Origin of the sequence: Nonomuraea sp. NPDC052129 (assembly GCF_040680095.1) — a bacterium.
In the GTDB taxonomy this organism is placed as follows: domain Bacteria; phylum Actinomycetota; class Actinomycetes; order Streptosporangiales; family Streptosporangiaceae; genus Nonomuraea.
The window spans coordinates 22,748-47,883 of the sequence record NZ_JBFAVX010000031.1; the positions used below are offsets into that span (position 1 = coordinate 22,748).

The window sequence follows — 25,136 nt, forward strand, 5'->3', positions numbered from 1 at the left end:
GCGTAGCCGGTTCCGTCCCAGTAGGCGGGGCGGCAGCCGGAGACCGTCCCTCCTTCATCCCCACCGCGCATGATCGAAGCGCTGATCGTCCCTAGGGTTGCCTGGTCGGGCAGATGTCGCGGTAGGGCACGTCCTTGAGGAAGGCGGCCCAGTCGGCCGGGGAGAGCGTGTGCCCGGCACGGCGGCACACGTCCTGGACGATCCGCTCGGCACCGATCGGGACCTGGTAGACGGAACCCCAGTCGGCGGCGTAGAGGGTGGAGTCGTCTGGGCCGAAGGCGAGCGAGGTGATCTGGGAGCCGTGCAGGTTGAACGTGCCGCCGAGCCGCCGCATGGCGTTGACGTCCCAGACCTGGAGGATGCCGTCCGTGGTCACGCTGGCGAGCAGATCGCCCTTCTGGGAGAAGGCCAGTTCCGCGATCTCACCCGTCGTCCCGCGTAGGACCGGCGTGATCGGGGTCGGCCCCTGGACCGTCCACATCGCGATGCGGCCGGCCGGACCGGCGCTGAACGCCAGCCGCCCCTGGTCGCTGACGGCCACTGCCGAGACACCGCGTACGACATCGAAGGCCGCGTCGACCGGCCTGCCGGCGGTGAGGTCGATGAACCTTCCGAAAGTCGAGGCGAGGCGTCCGTCCGGCGTGTACGGCCCGCCGTCGATCTGCGAGCTGAACGTGCGCAAGACGCGCCCACCGGCGGTGTCCAGCACGAGTAGCCGGAAGCTGCCCTCCTGGGAGGATGGCCCGAGTGTGAGTGCGATCGTCTTGCCGTCCTGGCTGAAGTCGACACGCTCGGGATTGTTCGTGTTCGTGTGCGGCGTGGAGATCTGCCAGAGCTTCTTGCGTGTCGCGAGGTCGATCAGCCGCACGCTCGTGATGTCGGCGATGAGCATGCGTGTGCCGGTCCGGTCGAATCCCCATGCCCCGAATTCGCCGAGCGGGAACGTCGCCACCTCCTTGCGGCTGCGCAGGTCCCAGAGCCCGAGGCGCTTCTGATCGGGATCCTCCATTGCCACCCACCGTCCTCCGGGACTGAGTTTCGCCACTCCCTTCCGGACATGGGTGGCGTCGGCTCTCGGCGACAGGTCGAGGCTGATGGCCATGTTGTCGTAGAGGTAACGCAGGGTCTTGCCGTCGGGGTCGAACCGAAGGTCGGTCAGCTCGTCCTCGGCCCGGTAGGTGAGGATCTGCTTGCGATCGGCGACCTTCCACACGCGCAGCTCGCGTTCAGCGAAGGCGGCCAGGTAGTCCCCGTCCTGGCTGAAGCGCAGCTTGGCCCCGGACTTCGTGCAGATGTCGCAGGCCCAGTCGTCACCGCCATGCTTGTGCTCACGACCGGTCGCCGCGTCGACGAGCGCGATCGTGGCGTTCGCGCAGGCGATGGTCTTGCCGTCCGGGGTGAAAGCCGCCACGTCCAAGTGAACGCGGCAGGGCGCCAGGCGCCGTTCCGGGGTCCATCCCGGCAGCGCCAGCTCGTCGAAGCGCCCACCCGTCATCAGCAGGTGTCTGCCTGTCGGATCGACGAGCGGAGGCTGCGACGGGACCAGGCTGCCGTCCGTGTAGGGAGTCTTGCCGAACTGCTTGCCGGTCGCCACGTCCAACAGGTAGACGATTTCGCCTTGGTACATCACGGTGAGGATTGACTCGTGCTCACCCCAGATCGCGCTGAATCCGCCGGGTTCCGGCAGGGAGCGCCGCACCAGTTGCCTGCCCGAGGTGAGGTCCCAGACGCCGAGCTCTGAACCGATGGTCAGGGCGAGTAGACGGCCGCTCTTGTTGAGCGCCGGCTCCTGGGGAGTCCCGTCCTTCAGCCTCAGCCCGGCCCAGCCACCGGTGCGCTTGCCGGTGCGGACGTCGTAGACGTTCACGCCGGCTTCGCTGACGCTGACGAGTGTGCGGCCGTCGCGACTGAGGGTGCGATGGGCCAGGCCTTTGACCAGGGGATCGCGGAAGACCGCCGTCTCCTGCTGCTGCAGGGAGGCGGTAAGACTGGATCGGGTCTCCATCTGCGGTGAGACCCGCCAGGCGGCCACGCTCAGCAGCATCGCCTTGACCGGGTCGGTCGTGCGCATCCGGTCGGCCTCCGTCGCCACCTGCTTGGCGGCGAGGATGTCACGCTGTTCGGTGGCCCGCTGCCGCTGATAGACGGCCAGCCCTCCGGCGACCATGGCCACGACCAGCAGCCCGGCCAGCGCGATCGTGGTCAGCGTCCTGCGGCGGGTCCGCTTCCTGGTCAGTTCGGTGCCTGCCCGCAGGAAGTCCCGCTCGGCGGGGGTGAGCGTCACGTGACGGCGGCCGGTCGCCGCCCAACTGAGCACCTGCTCCAGACGGCTGCCCTGGAGCAGGTCGCCGTCCCGTCTGCCGTTGTCGGACCAGTGCCGGGCCGCCGCGGAGATCTGACCCAGTACGGCCAGGCCGTCGCGGTCGGCGTCGACCCACATGCGTAGCCGCGGCCAGGCCCTCAGTAGCGCGGGCCTGGATAACGCGACCGAGGTGTCCTTCGTGGTCACCACGTACGAGAACGCCCGCAGGATCCGCTCGACCGCCGCCGCCTCGCGCTCTGGGCGCCCGCCGTACAGCTCCTCGCGCGAGACCCACCGCCCGCTCTCGTACCCGTCCTCGTCCACGGTCACCATCCGCAGGAACACCTCGGCGGCCAGCTCGCGCTCCTCTGGCGTGAGCGCCGTGAAGGCGTCCTCCGCGATCGTCCCCAGCGCGGGATCACCCTGGTCGAGCCCGTGTACGCCCTGCGCCGAGCGGATGCCCGCGGCCAGCAGGCCCTTGGTGTCGGCGGCGTTGCCGCTGACCAGCGCGAGCAGCAGGTCGCGTGCCGCGGGCCTGGCGGCGGGTTCCTTCGCCATCGCGGCCGCCACCAGCGGGGCCAGCCGCGGCGGCAACCTCCGCAGATCCGGTGAGGAGGACAGCACTTGGTGCATCATGCCGCCCAGGGTGTCGGCCTTGAACGGGTCCTCCCCCGTGGCGGCGAACACGATGACGGCACCCCACGTGAACACGTCGGCGGGCGCCCCGGCGCGCTGCCCGATGAACACCTCGGGCGCCATGTAGCTGGGCGTGCCCGAGATCTCGCCCGTCTTCGTCAGCGACATGTCCATGGTCCGGGCGATGCCGAAGTCGATCACGCGCGGGCCGTCCGGGCTGAGCAGCACGTTGTCCGGCTTCAGGTCACGGTGGATGACGCCCGCGTCGTGGATCGCGGTCAGCGCGGTGGCGATCGCCGTCGCCAGCCGGTGGAGGTCGTCCTCGGTGAACTTGCGCCCGTCCATCACGGCCTTGCGCAGGCTCGGTCCCGCCACGTACTCCGAGACGATGTACGGCTTGCTCGCCTCCAGGTCGGCGGCGAGCACCCGGGCCGTGCAGAACGAGGCCACCCTGCCGGCCGCGGCCGCCTCCTTGGCGAAGCGGTCGCGGCTGCCGTTGTTCTCCGACGCGTGCAGCACCTTGATGGCGACCCTGCGTCCCTCGGGGTCGTAGGCCTCGTACACGACTCCCTGGCCGCCCGAGCCGAGACGTCCAGCCAGCCAGTAGTCCCCGATGTGCTGCGGATCCCCCGCGCTCAGTGCGTCCACGGCGCGTTAGATGAAGATTCTTTGCCCGAAGTTGTTACATCCGACCGCCTTATCCGTCGTGTCGGCTTAACCCGGGAAACCACGGAGGTTCCAATGGCTCAGCGGCTCAGCATCGCGGAGCTCGCCCCCGGGCTCTAAGGCCTCGCCGTAGGTGGTTGGGGTGATCGACTGCCGGTCCACCGGACAACGTGGCTGCGGCAGTGGCCCGGGCCGCCAGACTGGTGCGGTGACCAACAGCCTTCAACGGGCCTCTAGCCTTATCGCATGACCACGGAAGATCGACTCTCCACTGTCGATGGTCTTCTGGCCCGCCCTTTTCCGAGCGAAGAAGAACGAACGGTACCGGCCAGAGGGACGTGGGAGGGCTATCACTCCAGCGGACAGCGCCACCACATGTTCGTCCTGAAGTCCAGCCAGGACTTTTGGGACGACCGCAGCGAGGATGTCGTCGAGGCGGCAGAAGAAGAGATCGCCGCCGCATTCGAGGCACTGGCGACCGCCCTGACGTCGCGCTGGGGCCGACCTGAGGTGATCGATCTGGGGCCTTACCTGGAGAGTGAGATCCCAGCGCCTGAGCCGATGAGCGAGCTTTGCCAGCTCAGCGGCGAAATGACCGTCTGGCATCCGGGAGCCGGCCGATGGGTTGCACTCGCAGTCGGTCAGGCTGATCCGGAGTTTCCGATCCTGCTGCTCGCAGCCGTTGGTGAAACGTCACTTCGCTGAATTGTCGTGCATCCAAGGCCGCCCGGTGAACTTTTGTGACGACCAGGCCTCAGGCGGGCGCTCCGGCTCCGGGATGGTCGCCGTACCGTGTGCAACATGAGCTAGAAAGGGGGGCTCGTCCACGCGTCGCCCTCCAGCGAGGCAGATGGCTTCCCGCTGGTGTCGTTCCTCAGCCGGCTGTACCAGTCGTATCCGTTGGCCCAGCCGTCGAACCACTCGGCCAAGGACGGGACAATGGTCACGATCGCGACCTCAGGCGACTGCTCCTCGGGAAAGTCCCACCCGTCGCCATCCCAGAGGCAGACAGGGTTATCGGGCTGAGTGAGCGACATGTACCAGTGCATGGAGCATCCGGCGGGCACGAGAGGAAACCCGAGCACGCTGCTCACCTCCGGGTATTTCTCGTATTCTTCGAGCGCGTCCGGCCCGCCCTCGTACTTCCGGTGTCCTCCAGACGGAAGGCGCAGGATGTCATAGGAGGGGCCGAAGCCGCCGTTGCTCACCTCCGTGTACACCCTCCGCAGGAGCTCGGGTAACTCGTGACCGATGCGTTGTTCGCAGGCGCGCAAGTCCGCCTCAGAGACCGGTGGGTACGGTGGCTCATGCAGGACATCACTGAAGTACCTGACGGCTTCGGGGGCACCTGCTTCCAAGGCCGCTTTGATGAGGTGATCAGGTGTGGGGTCGTCAAAGCTGAGTTGGGTTATGCTGCCGCTTTCACGGATCGGCTGCCGCGTGTGGTGGATGCGGCTCCAGATGTTCTCCCCGTACTCACGTTTGAGCCAGTCCAGCGGGACGTAGACCCGGTCATGGCGGCGTGCGGGATCCCAGGCCCGTCTACGGATGCGCTGGATCAGATCGTCATGTGACATGCACGACAGAATGCCAGCGAAGGCCCAGTGACAGCGGCGATTAGGACCACGCCGCGGTGCTGTGCTGGGAGCCACACGGGCGAACGATCTTAGCGTGCCTGGCCTTGGCCAGGATCGGTGGTTGGCAAGCCGGGCGTTGAGGTGATCGAGTGCCTTCGGGGCTGCCGGTTCCATTGCCTTTCGGCCACCGGTATCCGCTTCATGGGCATCCTGTCCCGCCGAGGAGTTCCGCCCCTCTCACGATCGGCCTACCAGACCACCACGGCGGCCTGGACTTCGACGAGGTTTCCACGTTCCACGCACGCGAGATGCGGTCAGATGTCCACCAAACCGCATCAAGTCCGCCCGCCTCCCCAAACCTCCGCAGGCAGGCTTTGGTTAAACAACTCCTGAAACCAATGTGAACATTTGGAAGAGAAGTGGCATCTGATACGTCGTGATCCACAACGTGCGGATTAAACGCCGGCAAGGCAGTTGGCACACCAGCCGCCGGCCTGGCCGCAGTGGCCATCGGCGTGGATTTTCCAAGCGTCTGCGGCGCCAGCGGTGGCCGCCGCTCTCGGTGACTGCGGCATACCGGTGGCGGCTCCGCGGGCGCTGTGCGTGGGGTGGATCTGGGTTCGGCAACGGATTGATCGCCGGGCCACTGGAAAATGACTCGAAAGGATCGTGGAGAACAGTATGAGCAGTGTATTGCTGAAGACGGCGTCCGTGCTGGCTGTCGTGGTGTCGGGGGTGGCCTTGGCCGCGGGTCCCGCCGCGGCGGACGACACCAAGCGGATCCAGATCGCAACGGCAAACCAGTGCCTCGATGTACGCGGCTTCAGCCCCAAGAATGGAGTGCAGGTTCAGCTGTGGAAGTGCAACCAGAACGCCAACCAGCTATGGGTCATGCTCAAGGACGGCACCATCCGTAACTCGCTCAACGGGAAGTGTCTCGACGTGCGGGGCTACGGCCCCAAGAATAAGACCCCGGTCCAGATGTGGAAGTGCACCGGCAATGCCAACCAGCAGTGGTACTGGTCTTCTTCGAAGTTCGACGGCTACAAGACGCTTCGCAGCCGTCTGAACAACAAATGCCTGGACGCGAGGGGGAGGACGTCGAAGAACGGCACGCCACTGCAGATGTGGGCATGCCGCCCGGTCTGGAACCAGGCCTTCCGCTGGGCCTGACGCCGGTGATGCTTCTACGCTGCCCGAGTTGGCGTGGCGTGCCCAGCCCGTCATCCTCGCGGCATTAGCGCTCAGCCTGTTCATCCACGACTTCCTCGGGAGCCGCGGGTGTCGCGTACCGTCGACGGGATCGCCGTGTTGTTCTCGGCGATCGCCGCGCTGTCCGTTGAGACAAACGAGACGAGGGGCAAGGTCAGGGGTTCGATTCCTCTCGTCGGCTCTGCAAGCTAAAGGCCCCTGAACAGGCATTACGCTGTCAGGGGCCTTGTGCTTTTCGATTTTCAGTCGGTGTCTTCGGGAGCCACCGGGAGCTGTTTGCTCAGGAGAGCAGTGGAGATGGCCTCCGTTGCCGCCTTCCAATACGTGGGTGGTCACTTCGGTGTCGTTGTGGCCGAAGATGTCGCGGACGACCTGGAGCGGGACGAGGTCGGTCCGCCGGCCGGGCTCCGATGGATCAGCCCATCACCCTGCGCCGGTCCCGTTCCGGATGGACGAGTACGGCGAAGCAGAGCCCGCCGAGCGCCACCAGCGCCCCGAAGACGAGGAACACCTCGGCGTAGCCGCGCTGCTGGGTGTCGGCTATGTCGAGCAGCCAGCCGGTGAAGATCGGGCTGGTGACCCCGGCGAGCGATCCCAGCGCGACCAGCGCGGAGAGTGCGCGCGCCCGCTTGGCGACCGGGGTGATCTCGGCGAGCGAGGGGTTGGCGATGACATTGACGGTGGTCGACAGGCCGTACCCCAGAGTGAGGACCACGATGGCGAGAACCGGCGAGCTCACCCAGTAGAGCAGCATCAACATCAGCCCGGACGCGATGAGGCAGCAGCCGCCGAAGACGCCGCGGGCGAGGCGTGAGGGCACGCCCTTGCGGAGCAGCCTGTCGGTGATCGGCCCGACGCAGAGCAGCGAGACGATGGCCATCGCGCTCGGCACGGTGAACAGCGTGCCGGCAGTGGTGATGGAGAAGCCGAGCCCCTCGTGGAAGTAGGACGGCAGCCAGGTGAAGATGACCGCGGCCAGCGCGCCCTGGGTGAAGACGGCGGCGAAGCTGCCGATGAAGGTCCCGCTCAGTACGATCCGCCACCAGGAGACGGCCGGTTCTGAGCCTCCCGCAGTGGTCGACGTGTCCCCGTACGGCCCGAGCCGACCCCACACGAGCCAGAGCCCGCTCCATACCAGCGCGAGCAGTCCCACCGTAACGAACGCCGCATGCCAGCCGAACTGGGCGATGATCAACGCGACCAGCGGGACGAGGGCGAACTTGCCGATGGACGTCCCACAGGTGATCAGCGCGGCGGGCAGGCCCCGTCGCTCGTTGGGGAACCAGGAGTAGGCGGCGACGTGTGACAGCGGCTGCGCGGGTCCTTCGGCCGCGCCGACCGCGACCCGGCTGAGATAGAGCATCGCGCCGCTGACCGCGAAGATCGCGGGTATCTGCCCAAGCGCCCACATCACTCCGCAGGCCAGCAGGACCCACCGGACGGAGAATCGGTCGGCGACGTAGCCCGCGATCAGGCAGGTAACGCCGAAGAGCAGATAGGAAGCGCCGGAAATGGAGCCGAACTCGGCCTTGCTCAGGCCGAGTTCCCGCATCAGCGGTTGCGCGGTCAGCCCGAGCAGCGCCTTGTCGAGGAAGACGACGGCGTGGCTGGCGACCACTATGCCGAGTACGGTCCAGGCACGCCTGGCGGAGACGTGGGGGAGTGCGGTGCCGGCGCTGAAGGATTTCGCGGCGAGACCGGGGTCCTGTGCGGACATGTCGGGACTACTTCCAGTTGAGATGGGGTGAATCAGGGAGACGGTGCGAGTTGGGCGCCGCCGCACACGTGCAGCACCTCGCCGGTGATGAACGCGGCCCGGTCGGAGGCGAGGAAGGAGACCGCGTTGGCCACGTCGTCCGGGGAGGCCAGGCGGCCGAGCGGGGTCATCGCGCGATGCCTGTCGAGGAAGGCGTCGAACTCCGCCTCGCTCCGCCCCGCCCGGGTGAACGGCGTGACGACCATGCTCGGCGCGACGGCGTTGACGGTGACGTCCAGCGGGGCGAGTTCGAGGGCGAGCGACCTGGTGAGCCCCACGACGCCGGCCTTGGAGGCGGTGTAGGCGAGCGGCCCGCCGCTGAGCCAGGTGCGGGAGGCGATGTTGACCACGCGGCCGCCGCCGGCTTCCTTCCACAGTGGTACCGCGGCCTGGCAGAGCAGCGCGGGGGCCCACAGGTTGACCTTCATCACCGGGTCCCACCCGGCCTCGGTGAGCGAGGCGAGGTCGGCTCGGCGGTTGAGCGCCGCGTTGTTGACCACGTGATCGAGCCGGCCGAAGCCATCGGCGACCCGCTCGACGACCGCGCGGACGGAGTCGGGATCGGCCACGTCCGCTCGCAGGCCCACCACGGGACGGCCGGTCTCCCTGGCCAGCCGATCGGCCTGGCGCGCCACACGGTCGCCGTCGATGTCGACGAGCACCACGTCGGCGCCGTCCTCGGCCAGCCGCGCTCCGATCGCCGCGCCGAGCGCGCCGGCCCCTCCTGTGACGAGGGCCACGGATTGCGTGTTCATGAAATGGTTCCCTTTCTGCCGTGCCCGAGCAGGAACTCGGCGTTGAAGCGCAGCGCGTCGACGGGGGTCCGGTCGGTGCTGAAGTCCTCGACGGAAATCCAGCCCTCGTATCCGGCGCGGTCCAACTCGGTCAGGAGCGCGGGGACGTCGAGCACGCCGTCGTCCATCGGCGTCCAGCGAGGTGTCCACACGCCGCCGCCGGTGGGCCGGTCGAAGGCCGCGTTCTTGACGTGGACGTGGGCGAGGTAGGGGCCAAGGATGTCCAGGGCCATGCGGTGATCCTCGTACCCTTCGAGCACGAGATTCCCCGCGTCGTAGATCACGCCGATGTACGCGGGATCGAACCGCGACACGAGCCGCTCGGTGAGCGAGGCGCTCGGGCAGATGGTCCGCTGGTGCTGCTCGATGAGCGCCATGACGCCATACCGCTCGGCGAGCTCCGCCACCCGGGAGAAGAACTCCACCGCGGCGGCGAACTGCGCGCCGTACCGGCTGCTCGCATCCCGCCAAGGCGCGCGCAGCCTGATCCACGGCACGTTCACGCCGGCGGCCAGCCGCAGTGCGGCCTCAGCCTTTCCGACGTCGCCGTGGTCGATGTAGACACCGAGCCCGATGACCGTCAGCCCGGCCGCACGCGTCTCTCGCGCCACCGCGGCGAGCGCCGCCGGGTCCGGGGGTACGGTGCATCGGTTCCCGCGGAAGAAGCCGGGCGCGTCCCCAGGGGCCGGGAGGTCGCCCACTCGCCACTCCATCCCGGCGTACCCGGCCGCGGCGGCCGCGGCGATGCCCTGCGCCGGGGTCAGATCCGGCAGGCATATCGAGTAGACGCCGAGCTTCATCTCACATCCCGTCTGGCTGACGCATAGGGGAGCGAAATACTCCCGTAATGGGAATTAGAGGATAAGTCTGTCTGTAATGTCCAAGTCCGCTCACGCACCCCCGCTATGCTCCGCATGCATAACCCATCCGACTGTAGCGACCTGGGCGGCGACATCATGGACGTGGAATTCCGGCATCTGCGCTACTTCATGGCGGTGGCGGAGCAGGGCTCGTTCAACCGGGCAGCGGCGGCCCTGCTGGTCTCCCAGCCATCCCTCAGCCGCCAGATCGGTCACCTCGAACGCCACCTCGGCCGGACGCTGTTCCACCGCACTCCGCAGGGCACCACGCTCACCCCGGAGGGTGTCGCACTCGTCGGTCACGCCCGCGAGCTGCTCGCGCTGCTGTCCGCGACGCCTGAGATCGTGTCGGGTCCGACGCGTCCCAGGGAACTGGTCAGCATCGGCGTACCTCCCGGAGTTCTGGACACGTGGCTCGTCGACACCGCACGCGCGCTCCATGCCGAGCTTCCGCACTGCGAGCCGGCCTACCGCGAGGCGGGCAGCAACGAACAGCTGCGCCTGCTCCGGCGCGGCAGCCTCGACATCGCCATCGTGCACCAGGCACCGCCCGCCGATCATGTGTGCCGCCGGCTGTGGGCGGAACCGCTCGGCGCCGCCGTACGGCCGAGCCACCCGCTGGCCGCGCAGGACAGCTACGCGCTCGACGACCTCGACGGCCTCCGCGTTCTCGTCCACTCCCGTGACCAGGTGCCGACCCAGCAGGACAGCCTCATGGCGGCCGCGCTCGCCGCGGACATCCGGCCGCAGTGGCTCTTCACCCACTTCGTCCAGCACGCGCTCGCCTGTGCCGAGGCCGCGGAAGCCGACGCTGTCGTCGTCGGCTCGCACACCGCCGCCCGCCAGCTCCCCGAGTGGCCATGGCGCCCGCTGGCCGGGCTGTCCCTCCCCATGATCACTTGGGCGGTACGGCCGACGCACACGCGGACGGTCGTCGAGCAGGTCGCGGCCGTCATCGCCGCGCAGGCGGCCGGCCTGTCCGGTGCGGACCAAGCCGGAGATCGCGACTGTTGGGACCGGGGCACAAGCGACCGACGAGCCGGATTTGACGGCCCTTGAAAGTGTGCCGGCCGGCGACTACGGTCTCCGGATGGTCGCTTTGCAGGACATCCTCGCCGATGCGGCTAGCGGACATATGCCCCAGCCCGGGGCCGGCCCCACGATCGTCCCGCAGCCGTCCCCGCGTGACGCGGGAGTGATCGCCTTCACCGCGCACAATGTGATCTACGCCGACCTCGATGAGGACTGGATCAGATCTCGGCTTCCCGACGGAGATTTATCGGCGCCACTGAACCCGCTCTTCCTCAGGGAACTAGAGGAAGCCATGGGGCGCAGTGTCAGCAACATCGACATGCTGGCTGTGGCTACCCCCTGCGCTGGTCCTCCGCCGATCGAACTGGTCGAGGTCACGGACGCGGCCCATCCTCGTGTCCGGCGCGCCCATCGCTATCGTGACGATGTACGCGTCTGGACCTGTCCAGGAGGTTTGCTGGTCATCGGACGAGGCGTCGCCGCTCGATGGGAGGTCGCGATCGAGGTCGACTCCTCCAGTCGAGGAGGCGGATTGGGCCGAACCCTCGCCCGCGCCGCCAGGCATCTCGTCACGCACCCCCTCTGGGCGCAGATCGCCCCGGGCAATGCGGCGAGCGTCCGGACGTTCCTCGCCGCCGGCTACGTTCCGATCGGCGCGGAAGCGCTTCTCGTCCCACCCTCCCCATTCGGACGGCACACTCCATGATCCGTTGGTTGATGGTGCTCTCAGGGGCCTCAGGCATGGGCTGATACCGTCAGGCGGGCGTCGGTACGGGGGCCGGGCGCCACTGTTCGGAGCCGAAGACCTCGTAGCGGATCCGCTCGTCCGGTACGCCGCGGCGGTGCAGGCCGGCCCGGACCATCTGCATGAACGGGACCGGGCCGCACAGGTAGACATCCGCCTCGGGGTGCAGTGGGATCGCGTCGGTGTCGATGAAACCGGTGAAGGCGTCCGGCGCGTCCGGGACCGTCTGCTCGTACCAGACGAGGTTCCGGAAGGACAGCAGCCGGGAGCCGTTGGCGATCATGTCGGCGCGTAGCGGGTGGCGTTCCACGCTGCGGTCGGCGTGCACGGCCGTGACGTCGCGGGTGGGCTGGGTGCGCGACACGTGGTCCAGGATAGCGGCCATCGGGGTGATGCCGACGCCCGCGCTGACCAGGACCAATGGCGCGTCGCCGGCGCGCAGGGTGAGTTCGCCGTACGGGTGGCTCAGCCGCAGGCGGTCGCCGATACCCACCTGGTCGTGCAGGAAGCCAGAGACTATGCCGTCCGGGGTGCCGCCGATGCCGCGCACTCGGCGTACGGTGATCCGCAGCATGCCGGCGGCGGCCGCCTGCGAGAGGGAGCACTGGCGCAACTGACTGGTGCCGTCGGGCAGGTCGGCGGCGACGGTGACGTACTGGCCGGGCAGGAAGCCGGGGGCAGGGTCGCCGTCGGCCGGCGTCAGGATGAACGACGCCGTGTCGTGCGCCTCGGTGATCTTGTTCGCCACGACGTACTCCCGCCACGGGGTGGCGCTGTTCACGTCGGCCTTGGCGTACAGGCGCGCCTCGTGGCCGATCAGCCGGGCGGCGAACAACCAGTACACCTCGTCCCAGGCGGCGGCGACCTCCGGGGTGACCGCGTCGCCGAGCACGGTGCCGACCGCGCTCAGAAGGTACTTGCCGACCACCGTGTACTGCTCCGGGCGGATGCCCAGGGCGCAGTGCCGCTGTGCGATGCGCTCCACGATGTGGTCGAAGACCGGGGCTTCCGGGCCGGCGCCGACCAGGTGCCCGGCGAACGCGGCGACCGCACCGGCCAGCGCGTGCTTCTGCTCGCCGGTCGCCTGCGCGCTGCGGCTGAACAGGTTGAGCAGGTCAGGGTTCTCGCCGAGCATCATGTCGTAGAAGACGCCCGAAATGGCGCCGAGGTGTTCGCCGACGACAGGGAGGGTCGCCTTGACGATCGGGAGACTGGTTGCGGAGAGCACTTGTTCCTCCAGGTGTGGGGATGGATGGCGGGTCAGCGACGGCCGAGGCTCAGTAGCACCTGCCGGGTCGGCGGCGCGGTCAGGTCCCCGACCGTGAGCGGGTCGAGGCTGGCGTAGAACGCCTCTTGCGCGCGGCGCAGGGCTCCGCGCAGCAGGCAGCCTCGGCTGAGCGGGCAGATCGGGTCGCCGTCGCAGTCGACGACCTCGGTCCCGCCCTCGAGTTCGCGTACGAGGCCGCCGATCGAGGCGGTGCGGGCAGTGGCGGCGAGGCGTACGCCGCCACTGCGACCACGGACGGTCTCCAGCAGGCCCAGGTGCTGCAGCCGCTGGACCACCTTGGCCAGGTGGTGCCGGGGCACGACGAGGGATTCGGCCAGCTCGTCGATGGTGAGCAGGTCGTCGCGGGTCGCGCTGAGCATGAGGATGCGGAGGCTGATGTCCGTGGAGCGGTTGAGGTACACAGGACGACTCTACTTAAACAGGAGTCTGAAAGTCCTCTTTTGTGAGCGACCTCACTTGGGGTGAAGCCGATGGCCCAATCCCGGCTTTGCGCTCATGCGTAAATTGCGCGTGTATCGGACGGCAAACGGCCCGCCTGACGCTGTACGCCATGGAAGCCAACAGGATGACATGCGCGATGTGCGACGAGCAGCCCATCCAGGAGTACAACGGAAAGAACGGGCTGGACCGGGCCCCACTCTGCAAAGACCACGACGACGAGACCAAGTACTGGGTGAGTTCGTGGACCAGGGTCTCCATGAAGGCTGCTTTGCGCATCCCGTTGAGAACAAAGATCGTGTAGCCGGTGATCTTGTTGTCCACACCCTGAGCCTTGCACAGGCCCAGCAGGGTGCCCTTCTCACCCAGTCCGTGACCCTCGGCCAGGATGACGCTCGCGGACACCACCTTGACGGCGCAGAACGCGCGTCGGGCGTGGTTCTCGGCCAGCAGCTTGGCCCCCCGCAAGAGGGTCTTGGACTCCAACACGTAGGCGGGGGTGCAGCAGGCCCGGCACATCTGCGCGCCGGAGCAGAGCTTGCAGAAGGAGAGCCCGGAGAACGTCCACGGCCCCCAAAGCGGGGTCATCACCTTGGGCTTCACGGTCATTTTGGCGATCTCGACGTACGCTTCCCTGCCCACGGTGAGCAGCGTCGTGCGCTCAGGACAACCGTCGCACCACTTCTTGGGGACGAGGACGCCGGGCGCCGCAAGAACTTCATGATGGCCAACCCGAACGCCTTCTACGGGGGCGACATGAGGGCATACCTGCTGCAGGCGAGAGCACCGGCATTCAACCCGTTCACGAACCTGCGGAGTGCCCCGGACATCAAGTGACCGCCCCGGCGAGGGCCTGGGCCGCACTACCCGGCCCTCGCCTGACGCGCAAGGTGAGTGCCCTTTCCGGACACCCCGTCGGCGACTGGGCCGTGACCATCGACACGCCGGCGGCAGGGTCGATGCGCACGCTCGGGTCGCCATGAGTGACCCGTACTCAGGAATCAGCGTGAAGCAGCTCCGTGAGCGGCCCGCGCACATCGGCGGGGTACAGGTTCAGCTGCTCGAACTCGTCAGCCCGCAGCCATCTGAGCTCAAAGGTGTTGTCCGGCCCGTGGTCCATAGCCTCCTCCCCGGCCAGCGACGGGACGCCGCTGACGTCGCCTATGAGGAAGTAGAAGGCGGGTCGGCCATTGTGTGAGCTGGTGAAGAGCAGCCGGTCGATCTTCCCGGTGAGAGTCGTCTCCTCGTGGAGTTCGCGTACTGCCGCGCTCTCCGGCGACTCGCCATCCTCCACATGGCCCCCGGGGAGAACCGTGTAGCGGTGACCAGGACACGACGACCCCCGCCAGCCTGCGGCATCGCACATGACGCACGGGATGCCGGGGCGGCGCATGAGGAAACGCTTGATGACCAGGACTCGGATACCGTCGGTGACCACGGCGACTGCTCGGGGGATCGACATGAAATTGATCATACGATTCGCCCCTGAGGTCGGCCCACGCCTTTTTGCCTGCTGGGTTCAGCGGGGGTTGCCGGACAGGTGGTGCACGTTGGGCGTGCGCCCATGGCGGGCGGGTGCCATCTCCCTGCGGCGGGCCGCCAAGATGGCCAGCACCGCCAGCACCGCGGTCACGGCGACCGACACCGCGAGCGCGATCCACGTGGCCGCGTCGGGGTGGATCAGTGACTGGCCGCGCAGCGCCTGCCACGCCGTGATGGCGAACAGCGCGGCGTAGCCCACGATGACGACCCCGGTCAGCTGGGCGCGGGCGCGTTCGCCGCGCAGCCAGCTGACCCGGGCCGCGAGGGCGGTGAGAACCAGCACCGCGAGTACGAACACCTGCATGGAGTGCAGGCTGATGAAGTGCGGAACGCGCAGGTCGCCGCCTGCGGTGCTCCAGTTCGTGATCGGCATGCCGTCGCCGTCGGGCGCCCCCACCCCGTGGCCCCCGACCAGCGGGACCGGGTTCCCGTAGGCATCCTGGACCGTCCGGGGTGTCCTGTTGGCCGTCCCGACCATGAAGGACGCCAGCCCCATGCCCATGACGGCCAGCCCGATCCCGGCACGCAGGGCCCAGGTGAGCGCCGGTTCACCGATCCGCTGGAACAGCAGCATGATGGCGATGAGCAGGTTCGCCGCGAACAGCATGACCACGCCTGTGGAGAAGACCAGCTGTCCGATCGTGTTGAAGGTGTCGGCGCCGGTGTTGAAGTGGCTGTAGGTGCCGCGGGCGGCCTGTACCGCGATGAAGCCGACGTCGATGATCCCGGCGACGGCCAAGGCCGTTCCGAGGTTCCACATCGTGCGCTTCGCCTTGCGAAGCTTCGGCAACAGCCAGGCGAGCGTCGCGCCATGGATGACGAACGACACCCCGAACTTCAGCGGCTTCTCCCAGATCGACTGCTGCATGAGCTCGCGGCCGTCGATGAGGAGACCGAAGAGCGCGACGACGACGAGCGCGGACATCGCCGCCACCATGACCATCAACGGTCGATGCCACGACCGCACCTCGGTGAACGAGAAGGACACCGGGTCCTCGGATCGGGTGGATGCGTACGGTGTATTAAGTGTCATGCGTACAGAGTAGCTACGCATGGCTTAAAAGCCGGATTATTCTGCGGTTGAGACAAATAAAGTGAACTAGTGCTGTAGTGATCGAACTAGTACACTGCCTGCAGAACCTCGCCAAACGAAACCGAACGAATCGGGGGCACATGTCGTCGTCAACGCAGCGACCGGACCCGCCATACCGGCGGATCGTCGCGGAGATCCGTACCCGGATCCTGACCGGCGACCTGCGGCCCGGCGAGCGGATGCCGTCCATCCGGCAGATCGCTCAGCGATGGGGCGTCGCGGTCGCGACCGCGACCAAAGTGATGGCGACGCTCCGCGACGACGGGCTGGTCGAGACGAAGGTCGGTTCCGGCGCGGTGGTCAGCGCACGCGCGGCCCGGCAGCAGCCGGCCGGCCCGAGCGCGTCACTGAAGCCGCGTCAGGGCGGCATCACCAGGCTGAACCGGAAGCAGGTTCTCCGCACCGCCATCGCGACCGCCGACGCCGAAGGGCTCGACGCCGTCTCCATGCGGCGACTCGCGGCCGAACTCGGCGTCGGCCCGATGTCGCTGTACCGGCACGTGGCGAACAAGGACGAACTGGTCACGCAGATGGTCGACGAAGCCTTCGGCGAACCGGATCTGCCCATCCCGGGGCCGGAGGGGTGGCGGGCCAAGCTCGAACTGATCTCCCGCAGTCAATGGGAGCTGTGCCGGCGACACCTCTGGCTGCCGAGGGCCATCTCGTTCACTCGCCCGTCGCTCGTTCCCAACATGATGGAGCACACAGAGTGGACCCTGCGCGCGCTCGACGGGCTCGGGCTGCCCGTGGCGACGGGGATCCAAGAGGCGCTCACGCTGCACACACTGGTCCTCACCATTGCCCTGTCCATGGCGGATGAGGTCGAAGCGGAGCAGGAGACCGGCATGACGCTCGACCGGTGGTGGCTGGCCCAGCGCAAGCGAACCGACGAACTCCTCCACAGCGGACGCTTTCCGCTGCTGGCCGCGATTCCCGAGGAAGCGGCGTCGGACCTGAACGGACTGTTCGAGTACGCCCTCGCGCGCCATCTCGACGGTTTCGCCGTCTTGGTGGACGGGCGTTAAAGCCCACTCAGCACGTGCATGGCCTCCCGCTCGATTCGCGAAAGGTCGTGGAGGATGGCGCCGGCCTGCTCAAGTCGCGCCGCGTCGCCGCTCTCCCCGGCCTTCGCGATCAAGCCGGCCACGCTCGTCCACAGCGCGGCGGCCTCGGCGTACAGCCGGTGACCGGTGCGCAGACGGTCATCGTCGATGAGTTCGGCGCACTCGCCGAGGAAGTCACGGTAGAGGGCGCGGAACAGGGCGCCGCCGGTGCCGGCCTTCTCCATGAGTACGGCGGCTTGCGGCAGGTCGCGCTGCGGATCGTCCATGCGTAGCAGCCACTTGGGCACCTGGCTCGCGGCTTTTTCGATGCCGCGGTGGCCCAGGTTGGCGATGGGAGGGGCCAGGAAGGCGTCGGCGCAGGCTTTGATCGCGGGGATGATCTGGTCCTGCCAGGAGGGCGCGTGCGCCGGCAGGGTGATGGAGAACGAGCGGTTCCTGGCGGTCATCGGGCCGCGTTCGGCCCTCGCCATGGCCAGGCTGTTCCGGCTCGTACGTACGGCTCCTCCCTGTTGCGCGGTGTCCACCAGGTAGGCATCGTGCTCGTCGTAGCCGTACATGGCGACGACGTGGCCGCCGAAGTGCACCTTGGACTGGAAGTAGGCCAAGTGGAAGGAGTCGAGCTGGAGGCCGACCGGACGACCGGCGTCGATCTGGGCGGCCACGTTCTCCCACGCCTTGCGTAGTGAGGTGGTCTCATCGACCGACAGCGTCAGCCCGAGCCTGGCAGTCAGGTTTCTGGTGAGTTCAAAGGGCTTGACGCGCCCACCAAGGAAGGGGAACGGCATGCTTTTGCTGTCCCAGTAGATGAAGGACAGGCCGGAGCCGAGCCCGAACAGCATGGGCTCGGACAGATCAAGTCCCTCATGCCGTAGCAACACCCCCAGGGCCGTCGTCTCGCAGTGCTGCAGGCCACGGCCCTCGATGCCTGGCACGATGGTCATGTCGCTCTCCTCGGTGATTGGGCGATCGGCGAAAGCAGCATGGGGCCTCCCACAGAGGAAGAGTCAAGCCGTTCGCTCATAAGCCTCAGAAGCGGTGGGCGCGCTGAACGTGCCCTCCCTGCGTACCGTGTGCCAGCGCAGCCGTACGCCCAGTACCGCGGTCGCCAAGGACTGGATCACCACGAGGTACAAGAGCTGGCGGTAGACGAACTGCTGCAAAGGGAGCACCCACAGGGCCGAGGCGCGCTCGCCGTCCAGGCGGAGCGCGTACCAGCCGGTCAGCGCCTGCACCGCGACGAACCCGGCCCACACCGCGACCACCGGCAGGGGATCGCCCACGGCCGTGCTGTAGATCGCCATGAGGTCGACGACGGGTGCGAGCAGCGGCAGCAGCACCTGGAACAGCGCCAGGTAGCCGAGGCAGCGGCGGCCGAACGGGTCCTGGTCGAGTACGGCGCGGCGATGCTTCCACATCGCCTGCATGGTGCCGTAACACCAGCGGTAGCGCTGCTTCCACAGCTGGCCGAGCGTGGTCGGGGCCTCGGTCCAGGCCAGGGCCTTCTCCTCGTAGACCACGCGCCATCCGGCCCGGCACAGTGCCATCGTGAGGTCGGTGTCCTCCGCCAGCGTGTCGGTGCTGACACCGCCCAGAGCCACCAGGGCCGAGCGGCGGAACGCCCCGATCGCGCCGGGTACGGTCGCCATGCAGTCGAGCTGCTCGAAGGCGCGCCTGTCGAGGTTGAACCCGATGACGTACTCGATGTGCTGCCAGCGCCCGATCATGCCGCGCCGGTTGCCGACCTTGGTGTTGCCGCTCACCGCGCCGACCGTGGGGTCGGAGAGCTGGCGTACCAGGTGGCCGATCGTCGCGGGTTCGAAGACGGTGTCGCCGTCCACCATGATGAGCAGCTCGTCCCCGGCCGCCGCGATGCCCGTGTTGAGCGCCGCGGGTTTGCCGCCGTTGCGCTGCCGGATCACCCGTACGTTGGCCAGTCCCAGCCCGGCGGCCAGTTCGGCGGTCGCGTCGGTCGAGCCGTCGTCGATGACGAGGATCTCCAGCTGGCCCTGGTAGGTGGTGTCGGCCAGTGAGCGTACCGTCGCCTGGATCCCCGCCGCCTCGTTGTAGGCGGGCACGATCACCGTCACGGGCGGGGGCGCGGGCCACGCGGGCGCGCGTCCCCTTCGCCGCTTTCCACCTCTGGTACGGCGGGCATGCACCCACGCGAGTACGGCGAAGAAGACCAGCCGCGCCAGCGTGAGCGCGCCCGCGGCGACGAGCACCCACATCAGCGCGTCGGTGAACCATCCGGATACGCGCTGGGCCACGTTCAACGCCGAGCCGACGAACCGGTCCGCTCCGCCGGCCTGCTGCTGTGTCGGCGGCATACCGAGGGCCTTGGTCACCGTGACCGCCCGGTAGCCCTTGCCCGCGATCTCCTTCAGGACCAGATCGACGGCCTCGACGGTCTGCCGCCTGTCGCCACCCGAGTCGTGCATCATGACGATCGCGCCCCGGCCCCCGGCCGGAAGCGACGAGGTCACGATCTTCCGCGTGCCGGGGCGGCTCCAGTCCTTGGTGTCGAGATCCGCCAGCGTGACGAGGTACCCCTCGGCCGCCAGTGCCTTCATGCTCTCCCACTGCGGGCCCGTGATCGCTTCGGGCGTGGAGGAGTACGGCGGGCGGACCAGGGCGGTGTGCAGCCCGGTCGCTCCCGCCAGGGCCTTCTGCGTCAGTGACAGCTCCAGCCTGAGCCGCCAGCCGGGAACCGTCGCCAGCTCGGCGTGCGTGTAGGTATGGCTGCCCAGCTCATGGCCTTCCGCGACGATCCGCCGAGCCAGTTCGGGGTATTTCGCGACCTTCGAGCCGACGACGAAGAACGTCGCCTTGGCACCGTGCTTCTTCAGGGCGTCGAGCACCGCCGGCGTCCAGGCGGGATCCGGGCCGTCATCGAAGGTTAGGGCGATCGTCTTGTTCGGCAGGTGCGCGCTGGAGGGCTCGCTGCCCGTGAGGTTCAGCACGGGTCCGCCGCGCCGCATCTCCGCCAGCTGCGGGGAAGGGTGGTCGGTGGCGGGCGGAGCGGCGCGCGTCTCGCCGACGACGTTGGTCACGTACCCGTTGAGTACGAGGGCGCCGGCCGCCAGCAGCATGCCGATGGCCAGCAGGAACCAGTGGCCCCTCGGGTCGGCCCGTTTGGCGGAAGATGGCGCGGCCGGTCGGTCCTGCTCAGCCTGGACCGAAGCGGGATCCTGCCAGGCGGCGACCGCCGGGCGCGGCCAGACCTGCTTGTCCTGGTCGGCCAGGCCGCTCACTTCTTCGGCCCTTTGGTCCGGTCCGGGTCGAGCCCCGGCGGCGTCTTGTTCTGGCCCGGGGGCAGGTCGGTGGGCTCGGCTACGGGCTCGACCGTGGGCTCGGTGGTCGGCTCCGGTGCCGGTTCCGTGCTCGGCTTCACGCTGGGTGACGGCGACGGGGTCCGTACGGTCACAGGCTCCTTCGACCGTACGGCGGGCCGGGTACTGCTTGGAGTGGGACGCGCCGAGGCGCGGGTCACCGAAGGGGTGGGCCGCTTGGTCCGGCTCGTCCGAGGCGTCGGTGAAGGGTCGGGCGATGTTGTGCTGCCCATCCCGCCCTTCTGATCGCCCGGCCACCCGGTCACCGACAGCGTCGTGTTGGAGAACAAGCCGCCGATGACGACGGCGAGCAGCGCGAGGGCCAGCACGCCGGACGCGATCGAGCCGATCATGATCAGCCGTCGCCGGCGACCGCTCTGGTCGACGAAGACGGCTGTCGTGTGGTGATGCTCAGGAGACACATCGGGAAATGGTAGTGACCAGATGTAACTTGTGGGGAAATAGTGTGATTTGGGCGGGGTGCTCAGCGGTGTCTGAGTCGTACTGCGGCGCCAGTCCGGCGGCGGCCCAAGCTTGCAGCCGCGGCGGCGAGGTTCGCATCGGCGGTCTGCTCCAGGTCGTAGCTACGCCTTGGTCCTCAGGTTGCTCGGGTGGGAGCCCCTAGTGCGGGAACGCCTTCGGCGGGCGGGGCGTCACCTCGTCGCGGAACGTCTCGATGATGGAGACGACCTGGCGCATCAGCGCGGTGTCCCGGAGCCGGTCCAGATAGAGCGAGCGCCGGGCCAGCGCGCCGAGGTCCACGGCGAAGTAGATGGCCATGAGCGGGTTGACGAACAGCTCGCTGCCCTTCGTCCGGTCGGTGAAGCGCACGTCCCCGAACTCGCCGCGCACGGCCGCCGCGATCGAGCCGTTCACGATGCTCGGGTACGTCGGCAGCTCCGCCTGGGCATGGGCGACGGCGTCGAGGTAGAGCGCACCAGCCTTCATGGACCTGGAGACAGAGAATGCGCCCAGGTAGGCGCCGTCGCGTTCCAGGGCCGCCAGGTTCTCCAGAACCTGTACGTGGTTGACGCCGTGATAGGCGTCCACCCCGAAGCCCAGGCAGGCCACGATCTTCTCGGGGACGTCGAGAGCATGGACGGCGGCCAGGCTCGTCATGTCGTCGGCCGGGGTGCCGAGGCCGGCTTCGTCGCCGCGCATGAGGATGTCGGTGCCGCCGTCCACCAAGACGACCGCGTCCAGGTCGAGGTGCTCGGCGAGCTTGGCGTACGCGGTGCGCAGCGGGCGGACGCCCACCTTGGGGAAGGCGTACACGGTCGACGGCTGGCCGTGCGTGGCCAGCCAGCGGGCCAGGCAGCCCTCAGGGAAGTACCAGTCGCGGGCCGTGGTGTCCGGGCGTATCTCCGCCACGTCCTCGAACAGCCAGACATCCAGGTCGAGGGCGTCGAGGTGGCTGAATGACAGGTTCGCCAGGTGTACCTCCTTGCCGGCCTCCCGGAGGGACAGGGCGAGGGGTAACCCGGCGTACACGTCGGAGCCTCCGCCCGCGCCGGCGACGAGGATCCGGCTGGAACGCTCAAGCCGGGCGGACAGCGGCGTGCCAAACATGCGTCACATCCTTCCGCAAAGCTTGTCGAAACGCTCAGCCCGAGAAGCGGGCCATGGGCCGGGCCGCCGCCGAGCTGGTGAAGGACGGCATGACCGTCTACCTCGACGCCGGAACGACCATCCTGTCCATGGTCTCGTTCCTGTTCCCGCGCGAGGGGCTGACCGTGGTGACCAACGACTTCACCACGGTCGAGGAGCTCCAGGCGGCCAGGCACCTGTCCGTCATCCACACCGGCGGCCAGGTCGAGCCCGACAACCGCTCCAGTGTGGGGCGGCTGGCCGCGGCCACCGTACGGCAGCTCGCCTTTGATCTGGCGTTCATCAGCACCGGCTCATGGGACCTCATCCGCGGCGTCTCCACCCCGACGGCCGCCAAGGTGGAGATCAAGCAGGCGGCGATGGAAGCGGCGTCACGTTCAGTGCTGGTGGCCGGGTCGTCGAAGTGCGGAAGTTTCGGGATGTACCGGGTCGCGCCGCTGACCGCCTTCGACATGGTGATCACCGACGCCGCACTCACGGAGGCGGCCGCCGAAGGGATCCGCGCCGGCGGCACCGATCTCCACCTGGCCCGGATCTAGCGCCTTTTCCGCTCCGGTACCGATCGCATCGTCGTTGACAGTGCCGCCCCAGCTGAAGAACCCCCCGGGTTCGGGCCACATGGCGAGCGTGAAGTCTTCGGGAGAGCCCTCTCTGAGGTCTCGGCAACCCTTGCGACAGATCACGAACTCGTCAGCTGCTGTCGGCGACCAATAGGCATGACGGGACCGATCACGGAGCCGGATCAGCGGCAGCCGAGGGGCGGGACAGCGCTCCTGCTTCTCGGTCTCCTATGGCTCATCGGCACACCCACCTTGGGCGTTCTGGCGTTCTCGTTCGGCTTCACCCTGGCCGAGGGCGCCTCGGCGAACGGAACCCTCTTCCTGGTGTGCGGGATAGCCATGTTGATCCTCGGGCTGGGCGCTCCACCGGTTGGTTTCATCGCCAGTTTGGCGCTGAACAACAAGGCGGGCGCATGGACCTACGGTGTGATCGTGGCGGCATTCGTCGCCCTCGCGATCGCGTTCGTCACCAAAGATCGAGGCGGCCCGGTCCACGTGGAGGAGCCGGCCGTGTGCACGGCACCACCAGACAAAGCGGTGGGCGTGCCCGGCTGTTAGAGCGACGATGCGGGGTTTCCCGGTGATCGTTCTGACCGCGCCGCGTTTTCATAACTCTGTCGAAACCTTGACGCAACATAGGCTTCCGATCCATAGTGAGCCAGTCACCCCATAAGCGCGTCTCTGGAGGTCTTATAGCCCGCAGAAATGTTAGCGCTAACAATGTAACCTCCTTTCCGTCCCTGTCGCGATGTCGCAGGTCGGCAGGCATGTCGCTGTGCGCACGGCCGCACGGCGGCGTCCTTCGCGTCTTTCGTTAATGACCTGTGCCTGGAATATAGCGACGCCCCCCTGAAAGGCAGAGGTTCATCATGATTGTTCGGACCCAATTACGGCAGCTTAAAAAGGTACTGCTGTCCGCCGGTGCGGCCGTCGCGCTCGCCGCCGGCCTCCTGGCCGGGGTCTCCGCGCCGTCCCAGGCCGCCACATCGTTGTCGTGTGACATCTACGCCGCCGGTGGCACCCCGTGCGTCGCGGCGCACAGTACGACCCGCGCCCTGTACGGCACCTACAACGGCTCGCTCTACCAGGTGCGTCGTACCTCGGACAACACCACCCGGAACATCGGACTCCTGAGCGCGGGCGGATACGCCGACGCCGCCACCCAGGATTCGTTCTGTGCGGGTACGACCTGCCTCATCACCATCATTTACGACCAGTCCGGTCGGGGTAACAACCTCACCCAGGCGCCCCCCGGCGGGTTCCCCGGCCCGGCTCCGGGCGGGTATGACAACCTCGCGAGCGCGACCGCCGCGCCGACGATGATCAACGGTCACAAGGCGTACGGCGTCTACGTGGCTCCCGGCACCGGCTACCGCAACAACAACACCAATGGCGTCGCGAAGGGCGACCAGCCTGAGGGGATGTACGCGGTCTTCGACGGCACGCACTACAACGGCGGCTGCTGCTTCGACTACGGCAACGCCGAGACCAACAGCCGTGACAACGGCAACGGCACCATGGAGGCCATCTACTTCGGGAACATCAAGGTCTGGGGCTACGGCACGGGCAACGGCCCCTGGGTCATGGCCGACCTCGAGAACGGCCTGTTCTCCGGAGTGAACCCGGGCTACAACGCGAACGACCCGACCGTGAACCACCGGTTCCTGACCGCCATCATCAAGGGCGAGCCGAACCACTGGTCGATCCGGGCCGGCAACGCGCAGTCGGGCAACCTGTCGACGTACTACAACGGAGCGCGCCCCAACGTCGCGGGCTACAACCCGATGAAGAAAGAGGGGGCGATCATTCTCGGGATCGGCGGCGACAACAGCAACAGCTCCGCCGGCACCTTCTACGAGGGCGTGATGACCTCCGGCTACCCGTCGGACGCCACCGAGAACTCGGTGCAGGCCGGCATCGTCGCCGCCGGATACGCGCCGTCGAGCGGGGGCGGCAACCCCGGCGGAACGCTCACCCCCGGCTCGTCGATCTCACTGCGCGCGACGACGGCCTGCTGCACCGACCGCTACATCCGGCACCAGAACGACCAGGCCATCACGTCGGTGATCACCTCGGGCAGCTCGTCTCTCGACAAGAGCGACGCCTCGTGGATCGTACGCAGCGGCCTGGCCAGCGGTTCGTGCGTATCGTTCGAGTCGAGGAACTACCCCGGCGACTTCCTGCGGCACCAGAACTACCAGCTGTACCGGCAGCACAACGACGGCAGCTCACTGTTCGCCGCAGACGCCACCTTCTGCCCGCAGGCCGGCAAGAGCGGCCAGGGCTCCTCGCTCGCCTCCTACAACTTCCCGACCCGCTTCATCCGCCACTACAACAACATCGTCTACATCGCCAGCAACGGTGGCTCGAACGCCTTCGACAGCGCCACCTCATGGGCCAACGACGTCAGCTGGATCGTCGAACAAGCCTGGGCATAGATATCGCCCACTTGAGTGGAGCCGTCCCCGGTCCTCGGGGGCGGCTCCTCGCCGTTCTCCTCAGACCGTCGGGTGAAGGAGTGGCTTCATTTTCAGCTAATTTCCGAAATTTTCGGCTGTGGAGTGGAGGTGATCCCAGGTCGCATAGCTGCAAAGGTGGTCGATCTCCGAAATGTTTCGGACGTGCGTTGACATG

22 protein-coding genes are annotated in these 25,136 nt (G+C 67.8%); 8 read left to right on the forward strand and 14 right to left on the reverse strand.

Annotation, left to right across the window (positions count from 1 at the left end; all coding sequences use genetic code 11):
* Nucleotides 1-91 precede the first annotated feature (91 nt).
* Nucleotides 92-3,586, reverse strand: a complete 3,495-nt coding sequence (locus AB0L53_RS44395) for a WD40 repeat domain-containing serine/threonine-protein kinase (protein ID WP_364008194.1) — start codon at nucleotides 3,584-3,586, stop codon at nucleotides 92-94.
* Nucleotides 3,587-3,850: 264 nt separating this feature from the next.
* On the opposite strand from AB0L53_RS44395, the gene AB0L53_RS44400 reads away from it, so the two are divergent.
* Nucleotides 3,851-4,309, forward strand: coding sequence for a hypothetical protein (locus AB0L53_RS44400; RefSeq protein WP_364008197.1), 459 nt, complete (start codon nucleotides 3,851-3,853; stop codon nucleotides 4,307-4,309).
* A gap of 101 nt (nucleotides 4,310-4,410) precedes the next feature.
* Here AB0L53_RS44400 and AB0L53_RS44405 read toward each other — a convergent pair whose 3' ends face one another.
* Nucleotides 4,411-5,181 (reverse strand): SMI1/KNR4 family protein, encoded by a 771-nt coding sequence (locus tag AB0L53_RS44405; RefSeq protein WP_364008200.1) that lies wholly within the window; start codon nucleotides 5,179-5,181, stop codon nucleotides 4,411-4,413.
* A gap of 681 nt (nucleotides 5,182-5,862) precedes the next feature.
* On the opposite strand from AB0L53_RS44405, the gene AB0L53_RS44410 reads away from it, so the two are divergent.
* Complete coding sequence (locus AB0L53_RS44410; protein ID WP_364008203.1) at nucleotides 5,863-6,354, forward strand: RICIN domain-containing protein; 492 nt, start codon at nucleotides 5,863-5,865, stop codon at nucleotides 6,352-6,354.
* Between the two features lie 454 nt (nucleotides 6,355-6,808).
* Here AB0L53_RS44410 and AB0L53_RS44415 read toward each other — a convergent pair whose 3' ends face one another.
* The 3 genes from AB0L53_RS44415 to AB0L53_RS44425 are packed head-to-tail and all read right to left on the reverse strand — an operon-like array spanning nucleotide 6,809 to nucleotide 9,743.
* Nucleotides 6,809-8,110, reverse strand: coding sequence for an MFS transporter (locus AB0L53_RS44415; RefSeq protein ID WP_364008206.1), 1,302 nt, complete (start codon nucleotides 8,108-8,110; stop codon nucleotides 6,809-6,811).
* Between the two features lie 32 nt (nucleotides 8,111-8,142).
* Entirely contained in the window at nucleotides 8,143-8,904 is a 762-nt protein-coding gene (locus tag AB0L53_RS44420; protein ID WP_364008209.1) for an SDR family NAD(P)-dependent oxidoreductase, read from the reverse strand.
* On the reverse strand, nucleotides 8,901-9,743 hold the full coding sequence (locus AB0L53_RS44425; protein WP_364008212.1) for a sugar phosphate isomerase/epimerase family protein: 843 nt from the start codon (nucleotides 9,741-9,743) through the stop codon (nucleotides 8,901-8,903). The genes AB0L53_RS44420 and AB0L53_RS44425 overlap by 4 nt, the downstream gene beginning before the upstream one ends.
* Nucleotides 9,744-9,857: 114 nt before the next feature.
* Between AB0L53_RS44425 and AB0L53_RS44430 the strand changes: the two genes are divergently transcribed.
* Nucleotides 9,858-10,862 carry a LysR family transcriptional regulator gene (locus AB0L53_RS44430; protein ID WP_364008215.1) on the forward strand — a complete coding sequence of 335 codons (1,005 nt, stop codon included), beginning with the start codon at nucleotides 9,858-9,860 and terminating at the stop codon, nucleotides 10,860-10,862.
* Nucleotides 10,849-11,541: a GNAT family N-acetyltransferase gene (locus tag AB0L53_RS44435; protein WP_364008218.1), complete on the forward strand. Its 693-nt coding sequence runs from the start codon at nucleotides 10,849-10,851 to the stop codon at nucleotides 11,539-11,541. The genes AB0L53_RS44430 and AB0L53_RS44435 overlap by 14 nt, the downstream gene beginning before the upstream one ends.
* Nucleotides 11,542-11,590: 49 nt before the next feature.
* Here the strand turns inward: AB0L53_RS44435 and AB0L53_RS44440 are convergent, their stop codons facing one another.
* The 5 genes from AB0L53_RS44440 to AB0L53_RS44460 all read right to left on the reverse strand — a co-directional run bounded on the left by AB0L53_RS44440 (nucleotide 11,591) and on the right by AB0L53_RS44460 (nucleotide 15,881).
* Entirely contained in the window at nucleotides 11,591-12,808 is a 1,218-nt protein-coding gene (locus tag AB0L53_RS44440) for a globin domain-containing protein (RefSeq protein ID WP_364008221.1), read from the reverse strand.
* Between the two features lie 32 nt (nucleotides 12,809-12,840).
* Nucleotides 12,841-13,269 carry an Rrf2 family transcriptional regulator gene (locus AB0L53_RS44445; protein ID WP_364008224.1) on the reverse strand — a complete coding sequence of 143 codons (429 nt, stop codon included), beginning with the start codon at nucleotides 13,267-13,269 and terminating at the stop codon, nucleotides 12,841-12,843.
* Nucleotides 13,270-13,282: 13 nt separating this feature from the next.
* The gene (locus AB0L53_RS44450) at nucleotides 13,283-13,948 is read right to left on the reverse strand and encodes a hypothetical protein (protein WP_364008227.1); all 666 of its coding nucleotides are present in this window, start codon (nucleotides 13,946-13,948) and stop codon (nucleotides 13,283-13,285) included.
* 352 nt (nucleotides 13,949-14,300) lie between these two features.
* Nucleotides 14,301-14,768: an NUDIX domain-containing protein gene (locus AB0L53_RS44455; RefSeq protein WP_364008230.1), complete on the reverse strand. Its 468-nt coding sequence runs from the start codon at nucleotides 14,766-14,768 to the stop codon at nucleotides 14,301-14,303.
* Nucleotides 14,769-14,825: 57 nt separating this feature from the next.
* Nucleotides 14,826-15,881 (reverse strand): hypothetical protein, encoded by a 1,056-nt coding sequence (locus AB0L53_RS44460; RefSeq protein ID WP_364008233.1) that lies wholly within the window; start codon nucleotides 15,879-15,881, stop codon nucleotides 14,826-14,828.
* 140 nt (nucleotides 15,882-16,021) lie between these two features.
* Between AB0L53_RS44460 and AB0L53_RS44465 the strand changes: the two genes are divergently transcribed.
* Complete coding sequence (locus AB0L53_RS44465; RefSeq protein WP_364008236.1) at nucleotides 16,022-16,966, forward strand: GntR family transcriptional regulator; 945 nt, start codon at nucleotides 16,022-16,024, stop codon at nucleotides 16,964-16,966.
* Here the strand turns inward: AB0L53_RS44465 and AB0L53_RS44470 are convergent.
* The 4 genes from AB0L53_RS44470 to AB0L53_RS44485 all read right to left on the reverse strand — a co-directional run bounded on the left by AB0L53_RS44470 (nucleotide 16,963) and on the right by AB0L53_RS44485 (nucleotide 21,858).
* Complete coding sequence (locus tag AB0L53_RS44470) at nucleotides 16,963-17,946, reverse strand: BtrH N-terminal domain-containing protein (protein ID WP_364008239.1); 984 nt, start codon at nucleotides 17,944-17,946, stop codon at nucleotides 16,963-16,965. The two genes, AB0L53_RS44465 and AB0L53_RS44470, sit on opposite strands and share 4 nt — an antisense overlap.
* Before the next feature lie 63 nt (nucleotides 17,947-18,009).
* A complete protein-coding gene (locus AB0L53_RS44475) occupies nucleotides 18,010-20,256 on the reverse strand; it encodes a bifunctional polysaccharide deacetylase/glycosyltransferase family 2 protein (protein WP_364008242.1) in 2,247 nt (748 codons plus the stop codon).
* Nucleotides 20,253-20,756 (reverse strand): hypothetical protein, encoded by a 504-nt coding sequence (locus AB0L53_RS44480; protein WP_364008245.1) that lies wholly within the window; start codon nucleotides 20,754-20,756, stop codon nucleotides 20,253-20,255. Before AB0L53_RS44480 ends, AB0L53_RS44475 begins: the two co-directional genes overlap by 4 nt.
* 199 nt (nucleotides 20,757-20,955) lie before the next feature.
* Nucleotides 20,956-21,858, reverse strand: coding sequence for a DUF1152 domain-containing protein (locus tag AB0L53_RS44485; RefSeq protein WP_364008505.1), 903 nt, complete (start codon nucleotides 21,856-21,858; stop codon nucleotides 20,956-20,958).
* On the opposite strand from AB0L53_RS44485, the gene AB0L53_RS44490 reads away from it, so the two are divergent.
* From AB0L53_RS44490 to AB0L53_RS44500, 3 genes are all read left to right on the forward strand, one after another.
* Nucleotides 21,753-22,481 (forward strand): DeoR/GlpR family DNA-binding transcription regulator, encoded by a 729-nt coding sequence (locus tag AB0L53_RS44490; RefSeq protein WP_364008248.1) that lies wholly within the window; start codon nucleotides 21,753-21,755, stop codon nucleotides 22,479-22,481. The genes AB0L53_RS44485 and AB0L53_RS44490 overlap by 106 nt on opposite strands.
* A gap of 273 nt (nucleotides 22,482-22,754) precedes the next feature.
* On the forward strand, nucleotides 22,755-23,060 hold the full coding sequence (locus AB0L53_RS44495) for a hypothetical protein (protein WP_364008251.1): 306 nt from the start codon (nucleotides 22,755-22,757) through the stop codon (nucleotides 23,058-23,060).
* Nucleotides 23,061-23,371: 311 nt separating this feature from the next.
* On the forward strand, nucleotides 23,372-24,940 hold the full coding sequence (locus tag AB0L53_RS44500) for an alpha-L-arabinofuranosidase B (RefSeq protein ID WP_364008254.1): 1,569 nt from the start codon (nucleotides 23,372-23,374) through the stop codon (nucleotides 24,938-24,940).
* Nucleotides 24,941-25,136: the final 196 nt, after the last annotated feature.

Coding starts and splice junctions, on each gene's coding strand:
- AB0L53_RS44400 (WP_364008197.1), top strand. CDS start 3,851: ATGACCACGGAAGATCGACTCTCCACTGTCGATGGTCTTCTGGCCCGC.
- AB0L53_RS44405 (WP_364008200.1), bottom strand. CDS start 5,181: ATGTCACATGACGATCTGATCCAGCGCATCCGTAGACGGGCCTGGGAT.
- AB0L53_RS44410 (WP_364008203.1), top strand. CDS start 5,863: ATGAGCAGTGTATTGCTGAAGACGGCGTCCGTGCTGGCTGTCGTGGTG.
- AB0L53_RS44415 (WP_364008206.1), bottom strand. CDS start 8,110: ATGTCCGCACAGGACCCCGGTCTCGCCGCGAAATCCTTCAGCGCCGGC.
- AB0L53_RS44420 (WP_364008209.1), bottom strand. CDS start 8,904: ATGAACACGCAATCCGTGGCCCTCGTCACAGGAGGGGCCGGCGCGCTC.
- AB0L53_RS44425 (WP_364008212.1), bottom strand. CDS start 9,743: ATGAAGCTCGGCGTCTACTCGATATGCCTGCCGGATCTGACCCCGGCG.
- AB0L53_RS44430 (WP_364008215.1), top strand. CDS start 9,858: ATGCATAACCCATCCGACTGTAGCGACCTGGGCGGCGACATCATGGAC.
- AB0L53_RS44455 (WP_364008230.1), bottom strand. CDS start 14,768: ATGTCGATCCCCCGAGCAGTCGCCGTGGTCACCGACGGTATCCGAGTC.
- AB0L53_RS44460 (WP_364008233.1), bottom strand. CDS start 15,881: ATGACACTTAATACACCGTACGCATCCACCCGATCCGAGGACCCGGTG.
- AB0L53_RS44465 (WP_364008236.1), top strand. CDS start 16,022: ATGTCGTCGTCAACGCAGCGACCGGACCCGCCATACCGGCGGATCGTC.
- AB0L53_RS44470 (WP_364008239.1), bottom strand. CDS start 17,946: ATGACCATCGTGCCAGGCATCGAGGGCCGTGGCCTGCAGCACTGCGAG.
- AB0L53_RS44490 (WP_364008248.1), top strand. CDS start 21,753: ATGACAGGTTCGCCAGGTGTACCTCCTTGCCGGCCTCCCGGAGGGACA.
- AB0L53_RS44500 (WP_364008254.1), top strand. CDS start 23,372: ATGATTGTTCGGACCCAATTACGGCAGCTTAAAAAGGTACTGCTGTCC.